Source organism: Lysinibacillus sp. FSL K6-0075 (assembly GCF_038592945.1).
Classification (GTDB): domain Bacteria; phylum Bacillota; class Bacilli; order Bacillales_A; family Planococcaceae; genus Lysinibacillus; species Lysinibacillus fusiformis_F.
The window spans coordinates 1,984,650-2,002,707 of the sequence record NZ_CP151947.1 but is presented as its reverse complement, the minus strand read 5'-3'; the positions used below and the strand labels follow the sequence as shown (position 1 = coordinate 2,002,707).

General features: G+C 41.4%; 16 protein-coding genes. 3 read left to right on the top strand and 13 right to left on the bottom strand.

What is annotated here, in order from left to right; all coding sequences use genetic code 11:
- Nucleotides 1-106 precede the first annotated feature (106 nt).
- Together MHB65_RS09605 and MHB65_RS09600 are read left to right on the top strand one after the other, a co-directional pair.
- Nucleotides 107-340, top strand: coding sequence for a cyclase (locus tag MHB65_RS09605; protein WP_342443264.1), 234 nt, complete (start codon nucleotides 107-109; stop codon nucleotides 338-340).
- A complete protein-coding gene (locus MHB65_RS09600) occupies nucleotides 337-1,020 on the top strand; it encodes an HAD family hydrolase (RefSeq protein ID WP_342443263.1) in 684 nt (227 codons plus the stop codon). Before MHB65_RS09605 ends, MHB65_RS09600 begins: the two co-directional genes overlap by 4 nt.
- A 17-nt stretch (nucleotides 1,021-1,037) precedes the next feature.
- On the opposite strand, the gene MHB65_RS09595 is transcribed toward MHB65_RS09600, so the two are convergent.
- The 4 genes from MHB65_RS09595 to MHB65_RS09580 form a co-directional block, all read right to left on the bottom strand.
- A complete protein-coding gene (locus tag MHB65_RS09595; protein WP_342443262.1) occupies nucleotides 1,038-2,588 on the bottom strand; it encodes a hydantoinase/oxoprolinase family protein in 1,551 nt (516 codons plus the stop codon).
- On the bottom strand, nucleotides 2,581-3,684 hold the full coding sequence (locus MHB65_RS09590) for a DUF917 domain-containing protein (RefSeq protein ID WP_205442780.1): 1,104 nt from the start codon (nucleotides 3,682-3,684) through the stop codon (nucleotides 2,581-2,583). Before MHB65_RS09590 ends, MHB65_RS09595 begins: the two co-directional genes overlap by 8 nt.
- A complete protein-coding gene (locus MHB65_RS09585; protein ID WP_342443261.1) occupies nucleotides 3,681-4,949 on the bottom strand; it encodes a cytosine permease in 1,269 nt (422 codons plus the stop codon). Before MHB65_RS09585 ends, MHB65_RS09590 begins: the two co-directional genes overlap by 4 nt.
- Before the next feature lie 124 nt (nucleotides 4,950-5,073).
- Nucleotides 5,074-6,678 carry a PucR family transcriptional regulator ligand-binding domain-containing protein gene (locus MHB65_RS09580; RefSeq protein ID WP_342443260.1) on the bottom strand — a complete coding sequence of 535 codons (1,605 nt, stop codon included), beginning with the start codon at nucleotides 6,676-6,678 and terminating at the stop codon, nucleotides 5,074-5,076.
- A gap of 138 nt (nucleotides 6,679-6,816) precedes the next feature.
- On the opposite strand from MHB65_RS09580, the gene MHB65_RS09575 reads away from it, so the two are divergent.
- Nucleotides 6,817-7,671, top strand: a complete 855-nt coding sequence (locus tag MHB65_RS09575) for a pentapeptide repeat-containing protein (RefSeq protein ID WP_342443259.1) — start codon at nucleotides 6,817-6,819, stop codon at nucleotides 7,669-7,671.
- A 40-nt stretch (nucleotides 7,672-7,711) separates the two neighbouring features.
- On the opposite strand, the gene MHB65_RS09570 is transcribed toward MHB65_RS09575, so the two are convergent.
- The 9 genes from MHB65_RS09570 to MHB65_RS09530 form a co-directional block, all read right to left on the bottom strand.
- Nucleotides 7,712-9,427 (bottom strand): FTR1 family protein, encoded by a 1,716-nt coding sequence (locus tag MHB65_RS09570; protein WP_342443258.1) that lies wholly within the window; start codon nucleotides 9,425-9,427, stop codon nucleotides 7,712-7,714.
- The gene (efeB, locus tag MHB65_RS09565; protein ID WP_342443257.1) at nucleotides 9,402-10,661 is read right to left on the bottom strand and encodes an iron uptake transporter deferrochelatase/peroxidase subunit; all 1,260 of its coding nucleotides are present in this window, start codon (nucleotides 10,659-10,661) and stop codon (nucleotides 9,402-9,404) included. The genes MHB65_RS09570 and efeB overlap by 26 nt, the downstream gene beginning before the upstream one ends.
- 9 nt (nucleotides 10,662-10,670) lie before the next feature.
- On the bottom strand, nucleotides 10,671-11,540 hold the full coding sequence (gene efeO / locus MHB65_RS09560) for an iron uptake system protein EfeO (protein ID WP_342443256.1): 870 nt from the start codon (nucleotides 11,538-11,540) through the stop codon (nucleotides 10,671-10,673).
- A gap of 162 nt (nucleotides 11,541-11,702) precedes the next feature.
- Nucleotides 11,703-12,902: an MFS transporter gene (locus MHB65_RS09555; RefSeq protein ID WP_342443255.1), complete on the bottom strand. Its 1,200-nt coding sequence runs from the start codon at nucleotides 12,900-12,902 to the stop codon at nucleotides 11,703-11,705.
- Nucleotides 12,903-12,913: 11 nt separating this feature from the next.
- The gene (locus MHB65_RS09550; RefSeq protein WP_342443254.1) at nucleotides 12,914-13,333 is read right to left on the bottom strand and encodes a MarR family transcriptional regulator; all 420 of its coding nucleotides are present in this window, start codon (nucleotides 13,331-13,333) and stop codon (nucleotides 12,914-12,916) included.
- Between the two features lie 669 nt (nucleotides 13,334-14,002).
- Nucleotides 14,003-14,944, bottom strand: coding sequence for a nuclease-related domain-containing protein (locus MHB65_RS09545; protein ID WP_342443253.1), 942 nt, complete (start codon nucleotides 14,942-14,944; stop codon nucleotides 14,003-14,005).
- Between the two features lie 157 nt (nucleotides 14,945-15,101).
- On the bottom strand, nucleotides 15,102-16,109 hold the full coding sequence (locus MHB65_RS09540) for an iron ABC transporter permease (protein WP_342443252.1): 1,008 nt from the start codon (nucleotides 16,107-16,109) through the stop codon (nucleotides 15,102-15,104).
- On the bottom strand, nucleotides 16,102-17,103 hold the full coding sequence (locus tag MHB65_RS09535; protein ID WP_205442766.1) for an iron ABC transporter permease: 1,002 nt from the start codon (nucleotides 17,101-17,103) through the stop codon (nucleotides 16,102-16,104). The genes MHB65_RS09540 and MHB65_RS09535 overlap by 8 nt, the downstream gene beginning before the upstream one ends.
- A 23-nt stretch (nucleotides 17,104-17,126) precedes the next feature.
- A complete protein-coding gene (locus MHB65_RS09530; protein ID WP_342443251.1) occupies nucleotides 17,127-18,053 on the bottom strand; it encodes an iron-hydroxamate ABC transporter substrate-binding protein in 927 nt (308 codons plus the stop codon).
- Nucleotides 18,054-18,058: the final 5 nt, after the last annotated feature.

Here is an 18,058-nt window from a genome sequence, read left to right as displayed (position 1 = left end):
CCTCTGTTATTTATTTGTATCTACACATTTTTTAAAGGAGGTATTCATCTATACAAAACAGAATATATGGATAGCACTCTAACACTAAGCGTAAGGTGGTACTGGAATGGATAAAAGAGTAGTCTTTGACTTTGAAATTGACTTTACGAATGGTGGTGGCATACAGGGGCAGGAATTCCGCCTTGATATTGAAGGAGATGACATATCGGATGAAGAGCTAGCCAAGTATATTGTGGAAGACATGAGGTTGCTCATGGTTGGCAAGGTAACAATCCTTAACAAGAAAATTATTAAGGAAAAACATAAACGAAAACCGCTTGATGAGCAAGAAAGGACATGAAGCTCGTGAAGGCGATACTATTTGATTTAGATGATACCTTACTTAATCGAGATCATGCTGTCGATAACCTGTTTCATCGTATGCTAGAAAAATACTATGGAGCTGTTGAGCATTCCGTAAAAACAGACATGCTGCAACAATTTAAAGAATACGATAAAAGAGACTATGGCTATGCCGATAAAACAAATGTTTTATCATCGTTTTTTGATGCGTTTCCACCAACCTTTCAACTGCCTCGCCATGACATGCAAGATTTTTGGAATCAGCAGTTTCCATATTGCTTTTCTATTAATCAACATACGCTGAAGGTTATCCAAACAATGAAGAAGCATGTACAGGTTGGCATTATCACAAACGGCTCTACTCAGCGACAAAAGGCTAAAATCACGCATACAGGCTTAGCGAGTTACTTTGATGTTGTCCTTATTTCTGAGGAAGTAGGATTTACTAAGCCTGACAAACGGATATTTGAATTAGCCTTAAATCAGCTTCATGTACAACCAGAAGAAGCCCTATTCGTTGGGGATGACCTAGAAAAGGATATTGCTGGTTGCCAACAGGCAAAGATGAAGGGCATATGGTTCAATCCTCATCAACTCACGAATCCTACTGACATCAAACCAGATGCGGAGATTCATTCATTTGATCAATTAATAAAAGGAAGAGCCCTGTTTAATTAGGACTCTTCCTTTGACTGTTAGACCATTTTCCCTACTACTTTTACCTTTAATCTTGTTGCATTTTCTGGATGATACGCAAGAGGGGTTTCTTCTACTTCCACTAGCTCAATCGTATCCGCAAGAGCACCTGCTAATACGGCTTGTTTCACAGCCTTGTTTTGTGCATCCTTTAAGGACTCCTGACGTGGTTCTTTGGAATAAATATAAATTTGCTCATATTGACCACTAATTTGCGCAATCGAGGCACCGATGGCATTCGCTACACCACCGTATTCAGATTTTACAATAGTAGAAACGCCACGAATTTTGTCTGGCACAATGATTCCACCGCCGCCCACTAAAACCAGTGACACATCCTCTGAGGAAGTTTTCATTTTATCAATCGCCTGCTCCAGTAAGGAAGAAATTTCTTCTTGAACGGCTTTGGCAAATGCTTCATCAATATGGGCAACTAACGTGGAATCGCCTACGTCTGCTAAGCCTAAACGGACAGCGATATCCGTTGTCGTTAAGGTCGAGCCACCAAAGACAAGGGCCTCTTCACTAATTTTATAGCCTACACTATCTGGCCCAACAGTGATTTTGTCATCATTCACACGAACAATACTACCACCGCCAAGTCCTACTGAGATAATATCGGGCATTCTAAAGTTTGTACGGATGTCCCCCACTTCTACCGCAACAGAGGATTCTCGAGGGAAACCATCCTGTAATACGCCAATATCGGAAGTCGTCCCCCCAACGTCCAATACCATTGTGTTTTGTATTTGGGATAAATACGATGCCCCACGAATACTATTCGTTGGTCCACAAGCAATTGTTAAAATCGGGAATTGCTTGGCATAGTCGATAGACATTAATGTACCGTCATTCTGGCATAGATATACTGCTACATCAAAAATACCTTCTGCTTGCAACGCCTGGACAAAGCCCTGTGTTGTTGTCTCGATCACCTTACATAATGCAGCATTTAGAATCGTTGCATTTTCACGTTCGATTAACCCCACAGAACCAATTAATGAGGAGCAGGAAATCGGGAACTCCTCGCCATAGATTTCTTGAATCCATTCACGAACTTGCAATTCTTGATCGTTTTTAATAGAAGAAAAGACGCCGACAATTGCAATCGATTCTACTTGACCACGCCATTCCTCTAATAGCTTTGTAATTTCCTTCTGATCGAGCGCACTTAATAATTGACCATCATATTCATAGCCACCATGTGCAATCGCATAATTACCTGATAATTTATCAATCATATCGTCTGGCCAAGCTGTATAAGGCAGTACAGAGGCCGTTGCTGGATAGCCTAGTCGAATAACACCGACTCTTGCTAGCTTTTTACGTTCAACGATGGCATTGGTGCATTGCGTCGTTCCTAACATTGCATGGGTAATTTTTGCTTTATCGATATTTGCGCCCTCTAGTAATTGTTGCAGAGACTGTTCAATACCCGTTTTAATATCTAAGCTTGTTGGTGATTTCACACTGTAAATGAGCTGACTATTATGGTCTAAAAGGATGGCATCTGTGTTTGTTCCACCTACATCAATCCCAATTTTATACATGCTCCGCTACCTCCTTTTTCACCAATTCCTCAATTGGCGTATACTCATATTCATAGCCAAAGTATTTGGGTCCAGCTGTTTCAATCCCTTTTGCTGTACGCCATTTTTCATGTGCTGGTAAGCCAATTACACGCACACGTTTGCCGTATTTTAGACTTTCTGTTGTAACAGGCAATAAGGTTTCATAATCCACCAAGCAAATTAAGTCTGGTGTCATCGCAACAACCTGTTCATTTTTCTCCGCTAATAAGTTTTCGTTTTGGAAATGAACCTTCATTTGATCATTTTTGTAAGATTCAATACCTTCAAGATTCATTTTACCTAGGTTAAAGCCACCCTTTGTTTCACGAATAACATCTACTATTTTTCCTTGGAAAAGCTCATATCCTTCCACAAGCTTTAAAAGATTTTGTAGCTTATCGTTCACCTCTTGATCTTTTGAGGCAATAATTTCACCGATTTTTTCAGAAAGCGTCACAATATGATGTACACCGCTTTGTTTAATTTGTGCACCTGTTGTTGGGTAGAGGCTCACTAATGAACTAGCGCCCATTTCCACTGTTGCTGTTCGTGCGATACGCTCTGTCCATTTATTATCAATCGTTTCAAAAATACCAATATTCCCTTTTTCATCTGTGATGGCCATTGGCGTTGCCGAAATCCCATCTAAGTGGAATGTCACCATTTGTAATTCTGGGAATGCACGTCCCATACCATCACAATCAATCAATGGTAAGCCAAGCTGTGCAGCAACTACAATGGGAATCATCGAATTGACCCCACCCGCTTCCATTGGATAGGTGCCTGCAATTTTTTCCTTGCCCAAATATTGCGCGAGCTTTTGGAAAACTTTCACGAACTCATCGCCACGTGGGAATTTCTCTACTAAAACTGATGGTGCTCCCATCATCGCGGCTGGAATGAAAAAGTCATCATCTGCAATTTCATCTACAGAATACAGCTTCACAGGCCCATTTTTTTCGATGGCAGAAAGCGCCATTAATTTCCCAATGTAGGGATCGCCTCCCCCACCTGTTCCTAGAAATGCTGCGCCAATGGCAATATGTTCAATAGCGGTTTGATCTAAATATCTCATCTATGTTCCTCCAATATGACCGTTTTTTGTACAGATACACGATCGCCAACATAATAAATCACGAATGAAATAATAATGCCGATCATCGGTTGGTTTGGTAGTGCTGGCAATGCAGGGAATAAGGAGAATACCACTGGCATACAGGCAATCACAGCTCCTACTAGCCAAGAAAATACGCCTAATCGATTGACCCCTTCAACTTCATGCCAGCTATCTGTTTTGCCTTTATGAATGACCCAGTAGGACGCAATCATCACCCCTGCAACAGGTGGAATCATCGCCGATAAAATTGACATAATCGGTGTAAAATAATTTAAAATCCCCACAACAGCTAAGATTGTGCCAAGTGTACCCGCCACACCAATTGCTAATCGTTCTTTGTTTTTGGCAACATCGAATACATTTATTAAGGCAATACCACCTGAAATCGCATTAACCAAGTTGGTTTTCCATGTCGCTAAAATCAGACCAACCCCACCAATAAAGGGTGTTGCGATATGCAGAAAGACTGCAGTAATATCACTTGTTTGATAGGCAATCGTTAATACAGCTCCCACAGCAATCATCAGCACACCTGCTGGAATAATCCCAAATGTAGCGGCTTTGAAAACATCTGAACGTTTTTTGGAAAATTGCGAATAATCACCCGCTATAACAGCCCCTAATGCAAAGGACCCAATCGTTACAGCTAAACCATCCATAAAGCTCATATTGCCTTGTGGGTGATAATCCCGAATGAGCTGCATCTGCTCGCCAGTTAAAGTTTGACCTAAACCGTACAGGCAAATAATGACGAGTAATGGTACAGCAATATAGCTTAAAATACGTAACACTTTCATACCATAAAGAGCCGATACGACCATGACCATACCACTTAGGAATGAAGCAAGAGGAATGGGTATATTCAAATGATAGATAGCTAATAAATTCGCTAAGGCAACGCCACAAACATTGGCCTGAATGCCAAACCACCCTAAGCAAGCAATGGCTAAGATAATGGATAATATTGTACGAGAGCCTTTTTTCCCAAACACCTGCCCTGCGATATGGACAGTGGGTTTTCCTAAATCACTGCTTTGCATGCCTTGCAATACCATGATGAATACGACAATGGCATAGCCTACAAAAGCGACAGCCAGTGCCTTTGATAAACTCATATTGGTAATCAGTGCGTTACCTACTAATAAACTAGGGATACAAATCATGGCACCAGCCCAAATAATGCCTAAGCTATACCAAGATTGACCTTTGTTTTCATTCTGCATGTGACTCCCTCCTTATTGGGGTTTAATGTTTTTAATTATAAAAGAAAGGAAGGGCACGAGTCTTTTGCGTAAATGAAAAAAATAATCTGAAATTTTGTTCAAAATGACAAAATTTCAGATTATTCTAATCATTAATCAATCGATATAGCATGCAAGCCATATAGGCATCATAAAATTCCGAGTACACGGTAACATCCGTGCCAATCAGCTCACTAATTTTTTTAATGCGATATTTCACCGTGTTTTTATGAATATAAAGGAGCTCTGCACAGCGCTCCACACTAGCATTTGCATCTAATAAAAAGGTCACCAATGTCTGCAAGGCATCCTGATCACGTAAAATGGGTTCTATCACAGACAAGTATTCCTCAATCATTTCCTCGCCCTGCTTACTGACATCAATGGCCCTTTTCATAGAGCGAACTTCCGCTGCTGTAAACAATTTTCGCATTGGGTAAATGGTATGAGCCTTGTCCCCCACCTGATTGACCAATTGATACATTTGACGAACAGACTTTGTATTTCTCATTTTAGGTGCATAAACAATTTCTGGGATTTGTGCATCATACTGGGTCGTTTCACTATATTCGATGGCAATTTCAAACTCATGATGCTTATAAAAGCAATTCCCTACCAGCACGATCATACAATGGTCAATGCATTGGATCACCCTTGTTTGATAATACTTGGAAAGCTGTTCTTCCAATTCATCGCGAATTCTTTTTTCATCTGCTAAATCATGCATGTAGACAAGCCACATCATTTGAATGGCGGAAACATCAATATGAAGGAGATTGGCTAACCGTCTCATTTTCTCCCCTTCATCATTAATAATGGCTTTGACTAGGGCGTATTCACTTACCTCATCATGCTTATCTCCCCATAAATTTATGGCTACTTGTACAACCTCACTTACCTTTTCAATCGTCTTAGCGGGCAGTTTTGTATTTTCTTTTATTAAGAATAAAAATAGCGGCTCGCCATTTTTTTGATGCACTCTTTTATAGTCCACGACACAAGAGACATCACTTCTTTGTAGCTCTAGCTTGCCCGTTTCTCGATGGAAATTGGATTGAGAGCATTCTTCAATCACATTCGCCACATCTAATGATGAATTTCGAGGCCACATCACCTGGTTCACAATTTCAAAATGACTATTCGTGAGCACGATATTGGCCTTCAAACGATCCGAAAGCATTTTCAGTGTAATTTCAACACTTCTTAAATGCTCAGGCAGTAACGATACCTTTTCTAATGTCTCTTTGACAAAATGATCATTTACGCCTTGATTACTAACGATGGCTTCCATGACCTCATAAATAACCTCATTATAGCGCAGTGAATAATCATTTCTTGGCATACAAATGATAATAAACCCTTGCGCCTCCGCTAACGTCAGCACTTCTTCTGGAATATCGGGCAATACAATGCCGACATAATACAAAATCAGACCTAGCTCTCCTAAATCATGTAAATGCTGAATCGTTTCACATTGCTGCTCCACGCTATCTCGAATGGAGTAAAAGGAGCTAATGACAAGCTCCTCTGCATACCATTCCTCCTGTACACGGTTAATAATTTTCGAATAAAAATCAACATTCGATACCTCTAGTACAGATAAGGATGATACGGTACGATGCAGATTATCTTTACCCGTTAACACCTCTGCCCCTCGAAAGGATGGCAATTGTAATAATTCATTGACCGTTACCCCATGTTCCACCACCACTTTTCTTTACAACTCTTTTGAAGAAGAATACCATATCCCCTACTATCTTTCAAAATACAGTTTGCTCTCTATTTTAACTGCTAGCCTGATAGTGTTAAAATAATAATTAAATGGAAAAGATTAGAGGGGAAAATGAGAATGTCGAATCAGACAAAGAAAGAGACAACAGTTGGTACAAAAATCCGACAAAGCCTACAGGCAGATTGTCAAAGCTGTTTTGGTTTATGCTGTACCGCTTTAAATATCGTGGCTTCCAGCGATTTTGCGATTAATAAACCAGCAGGCACGCCATGTCCTAATTTGCAGGGTGACTATAGCTGTCACATTCATAGCCAGCTGAGAGAAACAGGCTTTAAGGGCTGTACCGTTTTTGATTGCTTAGGTGCAGGACAGCAGGTTTCACAGGTGACATTTCATGGACAGGATTGGCGACAATCCCGTGAGCATGCTGACAAGATGTTTCGCGTTTTTCCCATCATGGAACAGCTTTACGAAATGATTGCTTATGTAGCGGAGGCATTATCCTATCAGGTGGATAATACGCTTTATGAGCAGCTCCTTGCCCAATTGGAGCAGCTACAGCAGACAACAGCACTAGAGGCTGATGCCTTATTAACACTGGATATGGTAGCGATTCGTATGCCAATCAATGCACTATTGCTCCAAACAAGTGAGCAAATTCGTCAGCATAGCGTAAAGGGAAAGACTGCTAGGAAATTGAATCAGCGTGGAGCTGATTGGATGGGCAAAAATTTAAAAGGCAAGGATTTACGAGCGACTGATCTAAGGGGTAGTTATTTAATTGCAGCTAATCTTCAAAATGCGCATTTACAAGGAGTAGATTTCATCGGGGCCGATTTACGAGATGCCAATTTGCGCGGTGCTGACCTTTCGACAAGTCTGTTTTTAACCCAAATGCAAATCAATGCCGCACAGGGGGATCGTTCGACTAAATTACCTTCCTATATTAAACGACCAGCCCATTGGCATTAAAAAAGGTAGATGGCGTTTTACACTCATCTACCCTTTTTCATTAGGCTTGTTTCTTTTTATAAAGCACAGTCGCTGCCACTAACACGAGTAAAATAGCTTGGCCAATAATCGTTTCCACTGTTGGATAGAAGCCAATGAAGCTAATAACAGGTATGCCATCAACAATGGTTGTGGACAGATTATCTGTGAGTTGCAATGTGTGCAGACTGACACCAATAATTTTAAAGGCTAAAACGTAAATTAAAACGGTTGCTACTGCAAAGAATTTATGAATGGGAATTTTGCCACTTGCTTTAAATAACACGACTGCCAGTACAGCAAGAATGACCAGTGCCACCACAATTCCAAGAATAAACTGCGACGTTTCCATTTTTGGTGCAATCCCCGCATAAAAGACCAGTGTTTCTGCACCTTCACGGAAGACCGATAAAAAACTAATCATAGCCATCGCAAAAATAGAGCCACTCGAAATGGCATTGCCCATTTGTTTGGAAATGTAGCGGTTCCAGCTGACTACACTTGATTTGCTATGCAGCCAGATACCAACACCGATCATCATCGCTGCAGCAACTAACCCTACATACCCTTCCATTAATTCTCGATTCGTATCAATCGTTGCTGAATTCAAAATTGTCGACATAAGGATGGCAGCAACGGCTGATAATAAAACGCCGACAAATGCGCCAACATAGATCCATTTGCGCATCTTGTTCTGTCCTGATTTATTGAGGAATGACACTAAGGCTAAAATAATGAGTAATGCCTCTAGCCCTTCACGTAGTAAAATTAACGCAGCGTCCCAAATAGTGTAATCGGAATCCCCCTGAATCAGCTCAATTTCAGTACGGAAAGCATTTAATTTTTTTGTAATTGCTTGCTGATCGACGTTGGATTTTAATAAGTCGCTCGCGATAATCGGCATATCACTTTCGATTTTCGTATAAAGACTACCATTACGTGTGGAAATTTCAATTTCTACACTTGGCCAAATGGTAATAAACTCTCGTATTTTATCAGAAGCCGCCTGATAATCACCAGCATCTACAAAGTCCTGTGCCTCATCGATACAAGCAATCAATGTTGCTAACGAATAGTCCCCTTCAACCACTTCAGCTGTTTCTTTACCAGCTATAAAATCCTCAATCGTTTGCTGTAAATCTGCAAATTGCGATTGCATCAGGGCGATATCTGGCTCCTCTGCCGAAATGGCAATACGGAGAAACGCCATTTGTGTTTCGATTTGCCCATACATCGCAATACTTTGCTCACGCACAGGTCGTTCATTTTTATTCCATTTACTATTAAAATCCTTGTAGGCTTCCTCAATGGCCTGAATGTCACCACTTGCTAAAGCTTTTTCAAAGTCTGCCATAATCGGCTTAAACTTTTGCCCAAACTCTGCTCGCTGTGCCGCTTCATCCACTGGATTTTCAAGCTTTTCTAAGGCACGCAATGCATTCGACAGTGCTGATAGCGCCTCTAAACGCTCGTCTTTGGATGTCGCTTCAGTAGCTTGCGCAAGGATTTCATCAACCTTTGTTTTGGCTTCTTTTTGCTCTGAAGAAACCTTAGCCCAATCCGCAGCAAATTGTTCAAGTGCCTGCTTGGCCTCCGCCTCTTTATCCTGCTTTGTATTCATCAATGCATCACTAATGGCAATATAGAGATGACTATAGGATTGTGCAGCTTGCACAGGTAGCGCTAAAGTCAGGATTAAGGCGATTATGATACTACAGCGCGTTAAAAAGTGCTTCACCTAAATAACTCCCCTTTTGTACACCAGGGAAGCATGCAAACACGGCACTGCCTCGATGGGTAATGTACTCATTCATTTTATCCATACGCCCTAAGCTATTTTGGATCGTTGTAAATTGGGCTGGGTCTTTTTGAAAAGAGATAAAGATAAGGCCCGCATCATGGGCTCCTGTATTGGACATCACGCCCGATGCATAGGAATAGGAGCGTCGCAAAACACGCGCACCTGATTTCCGTGCCAAATGCACATGTGATGTATCAGGCATAACATAATTGCCCTTATCATCCTTTGCCTCTACATCAAAATCATCGAATTCCTTTGTTTTGCCAAATGCTGCGCCACTATCACGGTAACGACCAAATGTAGCCTCTTGATCTTTCAGTGATGTGCGGTCCCATGTTTCAAGATGCATTTGAACTTTTCGCGCGATTAAATAAGAGCCACCCTTTAGCCAGCCTTTATCCACCCACACGACCTCATTTAAGTCTTTTTCATCTGTAATGGCTGGATTTACCGTACCGTCCTTGAACGCAAAGAGGTTTCGAGGTGTCCCACCACCTGCTGGGAACGAGTTGAAGCCTGCCTGTGACCATTTAATCTCCACTTTACCCGAAGCAGCTCGTACGAGATTACGCACAGCATGGAAGGCCACCTGCGGATCATCTGCACATGCCTGAATACACAAATCACCACCTGTATATTCTTTCTGTAGCTGATCTTTAGGGAAATGTGGTAAATCCTTTAGCTCTGCTGGTTTTACATGCTGCATCCCGAGTTTATCGAATAATGAAGGCCCAACACCAAAGGTAATGGATAGATTAGCAGCATCTAAGCCCTCTGCCTCTCCTGTATCCCCAGTGGGCACTCTTGTATTCGTCGAAACATCGACCATGACTTCACCATTCATTAAACGCACAACAAGAGGTGTCCATTGCTGGAACAACTCTTGTAGTTCCTTCTTCGATGTCACTAGCACATCTAAAGAAGCAAAATAAATATTCGTTTGAACAGGTGTCACGATACCCGACTGATGCTTGCCATAGAAATTGACCTTATTGCTAGCCGTCGTGCTATCTGCTACTGTCTCAAAGACATCGTAGCCCATTGCTTTCATGACACCACCCAAGCCAGAGGCACCGATGGCAACACCTGCCACACCGATGCCTGTTAGCTTTAACATATCACGTCTAGAGATTTTTTTATTAATGAATTTTTCTTCATTTGACGTTGTCATTTTTTATGTTCACTCCAAAATGATCCCCATTTGACTTAATGGTTCTCCAAGCTGATTCACTGCTGCCGCAAGTGCTTTCGTGTTTTCTTCCGTTAATTCCTCGTAGGATACATAACCACCATCAGCCGTTGCATGTTGTGCCAATAAATCGTCCACCGCTTTGAATTTTTCATCAAGTGTTGACACTAATGCTGAATCTTTTGCTTCTAATTTTGAACGTAAAATTTCAAAGATTTTTTCTGCGCCTTCAATATTTGCTTTAAAATCATACAGGTCTGTATGAGAGTAAATTTCTTCCTCACCTGTAATTTTAGATGTCGATACTTCGTTTAATAAATCGACTGCACCTGTAATCATTAAGTCAGGTGTCACTTCAACCGTTTGCACAAGGGCATGTAATTCCTTCGCATCTGCAAGCAGTTGATCTGCTACAGCCTCATAGCCTTTTGTTGTATTCTCTTCCCATAGTGCATACTCAAGTTTATGGTACCCTGACCATTCCTCCTCGCCTTTACCTTCTTCTTGGATGTCTGCTAAACGTCCATCAATACGAGGGTCAAGATCACCAAAGCTTTCCGCGATTGGCTCTGAACGTTCAAAATACATACGCGCTGGCGCATAAGCCGCTTTTGCTCCCTCAATATCGCCTGCCTTAAATAGATTCACAAACTTCTCTGTATCTAGTAAAAATTGATCCATTTGCTCTAACGCAAATTGTTGATAGGCTGATAGTTCAGCAGATAAATCCACCTCTTGTGTTGCTTGCTCTGCCTGCTCTGTTGCTGGCTTGTCCTCTTTTTTGACTTCTTCTGTATTGCCACAGCCAGCCATTAAAATGCCTCCTGCTACTAATACCGACAAAATTGATTTGTTTTTCATACTTCTTACCTACTTCCGAATTAGTTTATATTTGTGATGATAATGATTATCACCATCCATTGCAACAACTATTTTTTTAATTAGAAAAAAACGTCATTTTTCAGTTGATCTGTACAAACAACTAGAAAAAAGACGTTTTTTCCACAATATAATGATTCTAATCTACAAAATTTCTGCTTGTTTCAAATTTTCATGCTTTCCATGTAAGAAGTAATAAAGCACAATCGACACTAAAATGACAAAGACCATCGAAAAGAAAATCGAGCCGTAGCCCATAGAAGGTACAAACAAGCCTAAGAAATAAGGCCCGACACCTAAGCCTAAATCATAAAAAATAAAATACGTAGATGTCGCAAGTCCTAAACGCTCATTTGGTGTTACTTTGATGGCAATCGCCTGCGCCACTGAGTTGAAGTTCCCATAGCCAATTCCGATACAAGCCGCAGCGATTAAAAAGTCCATCGTAGTTGTTGCTGAGCTAAAGGCATACATGCCAATTGCAAACAACACTAAGCAAGGATAAATAATAATATTCGCCCCTCTTGTATCAAGCAATTTCCCTGTAAATGGACGTGTCGCCAAAATAACAATGGCATAGATAATAAAGAAGTAGCTTCCTGCTGATACTAAATCTAGCTCCTTTGCATAAAACGTCATAAATGACATGACACCTGAATACGCAAAGCCAATCACAAGCGCCACAAAGGCAATCGGTACTGCGCGCATTTCAATAAAGTTCGTTACTTTAAAGCCAGCCTTCACAGCTGTATCCTTCGCTTTTTTCGGTGCATCTGGCACGGTCACCATGAAATACATAAAGAAACAAATAATAGCTAAAACAGAATCGACTGCAAAGATCATACGATAATCTTCAAACAGCTGTGTTAATAATATGCCGACAAATGGGCCAATGGCTGTGGCTAAAATCGCACTTAGGCTATAATAACCAATCCCTTCCCCACGACGCTCTGCTGGTAAAATTTGTGCAATAATCGTACCTGTAGCTGTACTGGCAATTCCTAGTGCAATCCCCTGTATTAAACGATTGATCATCAGCAGTGGTAGACTGCCTGCTATAAAATAAGACATCGTTGACAACATAAATAATAGCAGTCCGCAAAATAATGTTTTTTTGCTACCCCAGTCACCAATAATACGCCCTGTCCCAAGACGACCTAATAGTGTCCCGATAATAAAAATGCTCGATACAAGCCCTGCTGTACTTGTAGAGGCATTAAAATGCTCCACCGCATAAGCCGCAATCGTCACCATTAATAAATAAAAGATTAACGTAATGGTAAAATTAATAAGTGAGACAATTAAAAAATCCTTTGTCCATAGTTTCTTTCTGGTTGCTTCCACGTTACTCTCTCCTATTGATTGATATTCATACAAATTCTTGCTAAAACCTGTGTCGCAATGTCAATATCTTCCTTGGGCACACCTGCCAGTGCCTGCTCAAAAAACGGACTCAAATGCGACTTTATTTCCTGCACAAGCTCTTCTCCATGCTTTGATAGGTGTACAAGCTTTTCACGCTTATCCTTACCTGCCATCGTTTCCACATAGCCCAGCTCCACAAGTTTATGTACAAGCTTCGTGACACTTGGCTTCTCTATAGACATGAAGTTCGCGATATCTACAAATGAATGTGGCCCCCTATCATTCAAGAAACGAAGCACTGCCCACTGTGAACTATATAACTGATAGGGTTCAAGCTGTACATTCAGCTGATTAATAAACGGCCGATACATTAAGCGGTACTGATTAAAAAATTCCTGTTCAATTGTCACACTATCACTTCCTTTTAAATTAGTTAGCCTAGCTAACTATATACCTAAAAACTCTATTTGTCTAGTAGGAAATAAGCGAACCCTTGCTCAGAAAGGAGGTGGATTTAGCATACTTTTCGGAGAATCCATCCCTCATCTTGATGCGTGTATCCACTACTTCTCACGTTCTATCCGCTACTTTTCTTGCTCTATCCACTAATTTATTGCGTATCCTCCACTTTCTCTGCTGTATCCTCCACTTCTCACGTTCTATCCGCTACTTTTCCTTTTCTATCCACCTACTTATTCCGTATCCTCCACTTTCTCTGCTGTATCCTCCACTTCTCGCGTTCTATCCGCTACTTTCCCTTTTCTATCCACCTACTTATTGCGTATCCTCCACTTTCTCTGCTGTATCCACCACTTCTCACGTTCTATCCGCTACTTTCCCTTCTCTATCCACCTACTTATTGCGTATCCTCCACTTTCTCTGCTGTATCCTCCACTTCTCACGTTCTATCCGCTACTTTCCCTTTTCTATCCACCTACTTATTGTGTATCCTCCACTTTCTCTGTTGTATCCGCCACTTCTCGTGTTCTATCCGCTACTTTCGCTTCTCTATCCACCTCAAAAACTATGAAAGCAACTCATTCAGACCGCTTGAATGAGTTGCTTAGTTTTTAAAATCCTTATTCCATAATCCAGTACTTCCTATGTTTTTTGACACCTTCTGCTTGCAAAGGGAGTTGCTGTAACAACTTGTACGCTAAATCGGGCGAGTCAATGCCAAAGAATTCGCGGAAGCTTCGATTGGTTACCTGCTGCCCGACTAGTAATCGGTAATCTTCCAATGTTCGCATCAGCGCTTCTCGATCCACCAATCCACAGTGTGGGCAAATCCATTTTTTATAGTGATACTTTAATCGCTGTCCCGTACCACATTGTGGACATAACACACCTTTCACCATTTCCTGAAGCGGTATCTCTACCTCTTTTTTCAACTGCGTGTGTAGGGATAATAGAAGGTTCGCCAATCGTAAAAGATCTACGCTTTCTCTAGGATGATGCCGCTCTATCCATTTTTGGAAATAAAATCGTAACCCTGTCACATGAAATATAGGTTGCCCCTCAAACCCCTTTGTTAAAATGCCATTTTTCGTTGCCAGTACAACCGCATGAACAACAGGTAAATCGATACGTTCTCGCTGGAACAGTTTTTTCATCCAAACCACATGTCGCTCCAGCTGAACAAATGGATTAGCCATTCCTTCCACCGTGCCATCCATGGTCGTACGTGTGAACTGTGCAAAAGAGGCATCATATGAGAGATTTCCTGTTATATTTTTGATTTCTAGGATGAGTAAAAAATGGGGACAGAGAAAAATGGTGTCCATTTGATGGGTAGAGCCGAAGCCATTCGTGGTTTGAAAATCATGGAGAAAATAATGGGGGGTTGGTAAATCGATCTCAAGCCATTCTGCATCGACACGCTGTTCGCCAGCAAGCCCTGCTTGGACACGGCTCAATCGTTCACTATAATAGGCGTAGTCATTTTGCGTCTGCGGCAATCTTCGTAGCATCACCTCTAGTATTTTCTGTGAATCCGATGGTTGTCGTGCTAATAGAATCATGTATTCACCTCCTGCCCTGATTATATAAAAAAAGAACCTCAACAAATGAGGTTCTCAAAAACTTAAAAGATAGATATTGCAAAATCAATTTTTCACAATTTTTAGTAGATCGAAAGACTGTTCTTTGGAGCAACAACTAACGTTTGCTAATACGTTTCTACACATTCTTCCGCAATAAATACAGGAAGTAGGGTGCGCCAATAAACGCAACAACAATACCAGCAGGAACTGTTGCACTTGCAATGGCTACACGCCCAATGGTATCAGCCAGCATTAGCAAGCTTGCACCAATGAATAAGGTCAGTGGTAAAAAGAATTGATAGCGCGGGCCAACAAGCTGTTTCGCAATATGCGGAGCCATCAAACCGATGAAGGCTACACCACCTGTTACCGATACAGCAGCTGCCGCTAGCGCAACGGCGACAATTAATAATCGCAAACGTTCTCGCCCAATATTCATACCGAGGCCGACTGCTGTTTGCTCCGTCATGGCCAAGACATTTAACACATTCGCTTTATAGAAAATGTACGGGATACCCAGTACAAGCCAAGGCACTAACGCCCAGAAAAATGGCCAATCTGTGCCCCACACATTTCCGGCTAGCCATTGTGCAATAAATTGTACATCACTACGCTCAGCAGAGGAAATTAACACCATCATGACCCCTGATAAGGCGGATGCTACGCCAACCCCTACTAAAATAAACTGCACAGGATGTACGCCCTTATTTCGTTGATAAGAGAAAAAGTAAATGCACAGGGCTGTCACTAAGGCACTACAAAAGCCGACAATCGGTAAAATATAGGCAAAGTGAGGAAGGTCGCCATTTACTAGCAAATAAAAGACTGTGATCCCAACACCTGCCCCGGCACTAATGCCAATAATCCCTGGGTCCGCTAAATCATTGCGGGTCACGCCCTGCAATACGGCACCCGCCAGCGCTAATGCCATACCCGCAGCCGCTAGCACAAACATTCTTGGTAAACGAACGGAAAATAGCACGAACGACTCTTTAAAACTACCATCGCCCAACAAGGTCGGGATAATTCGATCAAAAGATACGGATGCGGCACCTAATGAAATCCCCATCACAAAAATGAATAAGGTGACCACTAGCCAAATGAACAACCATTTCCGTTGTTTTTTTCGACCTTCTTTAAACAAATTGACGTCCTCCCTTCCGCACTAAGAGTAGGAAGAATGGAAGACCTATAATCGAAATAATGGCCACAACAGGCGTTTCATAAGGTGCGTTAATCATGCGACCTGCAAAATCAGCCAATACCATAAACCAGCCACCTACAATGGCGCTCATTGGTAAGACAAAGCGATAGTCTGTCCCTACAAACGCACGGACAATATGCGGCACCATTAAGCCAACGAAAGCTAGATTCCCGACAAGGGCCACAGCAGAGCCTGCCAGAATAACCACCACAAACATCATGATGCCTTTTACGAACGTGGTGTTTTGTCCAACCCCCACCGCTACTTCCTCATTTAAGCTTAAAATCGTTAATTGACGACTGAAAGCAAATGATAGGAGTAGACCGATGATAATAACAGGAACGATTAATAATGCCTGCCATGTTGTGCCAATGAAACCGCCACTTGTCCACATCGAAACATCTTTGGAAATTTGAAATAAAATGCCTGTTCCTTCTGCGATTGCCTGTAATAATGCCGTGACAGCCGCACCAGCCAAAACAAGCTTCAACGGAGAAAAGCCTTTTTTAGTAGAGGCACCAATCCCATAAACAATCATCATACCAATACCAGCCCCAACAAAGCAGGCTAAAATTAACGTATAATACGAGAACTTCGGAATAAATGCCATCGTTAAAGCAAGGGCAGCATTTGCCCCTGCTGTTAAACCAAGCAGCCCTGGATCAGCTAATGGATTTCGTGTAACCCCTTGCATAATCGCCCCAGCGACAGCGAGGGCACTCCCAACAAAAATAGCTGCAATGATACGCGGAAATCGAATTTCACGTAAAATCGTGTAATGTTTGCCACCACTTTGTCCAACAATTGCTTGAAAGACATCTTGAATGCTAGTATTCGCTGCCCCTAAGCACAGCGAGATACTAGCAGTGCCAATTAATACAAGCAATGCTAGCAATACTTGAAGCCAAAATGGAAGCTTTCGAAACTTTGTCATTTGCCTTCGCTACTCTCTACTAATTATTGTAAAAATTTCTCTTCAAAGAACTTCAGTTGATGTTCTAATGTGATAGGGTCGTTGAAGTAAAAGGCATTTGCATTCACTTCAAATAAATGACCATTTTTCACTGCTTCTAAATCTTTAAACCATGCTGCATCTGTAAAGGAATTATCTTGATCTTGGAACATACTGAAGATCACATAGTCACCAGCGTATTCCCCTAAAACTTCTTGAGAAATAGCATAGTAGCCAGGCTCTAACGCTGTTTCTTTTACTTTTTCAGGCATTTTCAAGCCCATTTCTTGATATAAAATCTCTGTTCCACGTCCCCAGTTATCGCCATAAATATAGAACTGTTTATTGAAGTTTTCTGCCACTGTTACAGTCGCATCTTCACCGATTTTTTCTTTGATTTTTTTACCAGCTTCTGCTGCGCGTGTTTTAAAATCTTCTACCCATGCAGTTGCTTCTTTTTCTTTATTCACAACTTTACCGATTTCAATGAACTGCTGTAAATAGTCTACTTTACCATACGTAAATAATACTGTTGGCGCGATTTCTGCTAATTTATCAGCATTTTCAATACCATTTAAGCCAATAATTAAATCTGGTTCTAGCTCAAGAATTTTTTCAATATCTGTATTTTCAACTACGACAGCATCTTTAATCCCGTCTTCGAAGTTTGGATTTTTCGCTGCCCATGCATCTACACCAACAACATTCACATCAAGCTGTAATAAGCTTCCTACAAAAGAAGATAGTACAACTACACGTTTCGGATTTGCTGGTACTTCAACAGGACCTGACTCTGATTGATATGTGATTGTTTCTGCTGATGTTTCTTCTTTTGAGCCTTCATCAGCCTTCTCTGTTTTTTCTTCCTTATTGCCACATGCTGCAAGTACTAGGACAAGCATCATAAACATTGGTAATAGCCACTTTTTCATTGTTA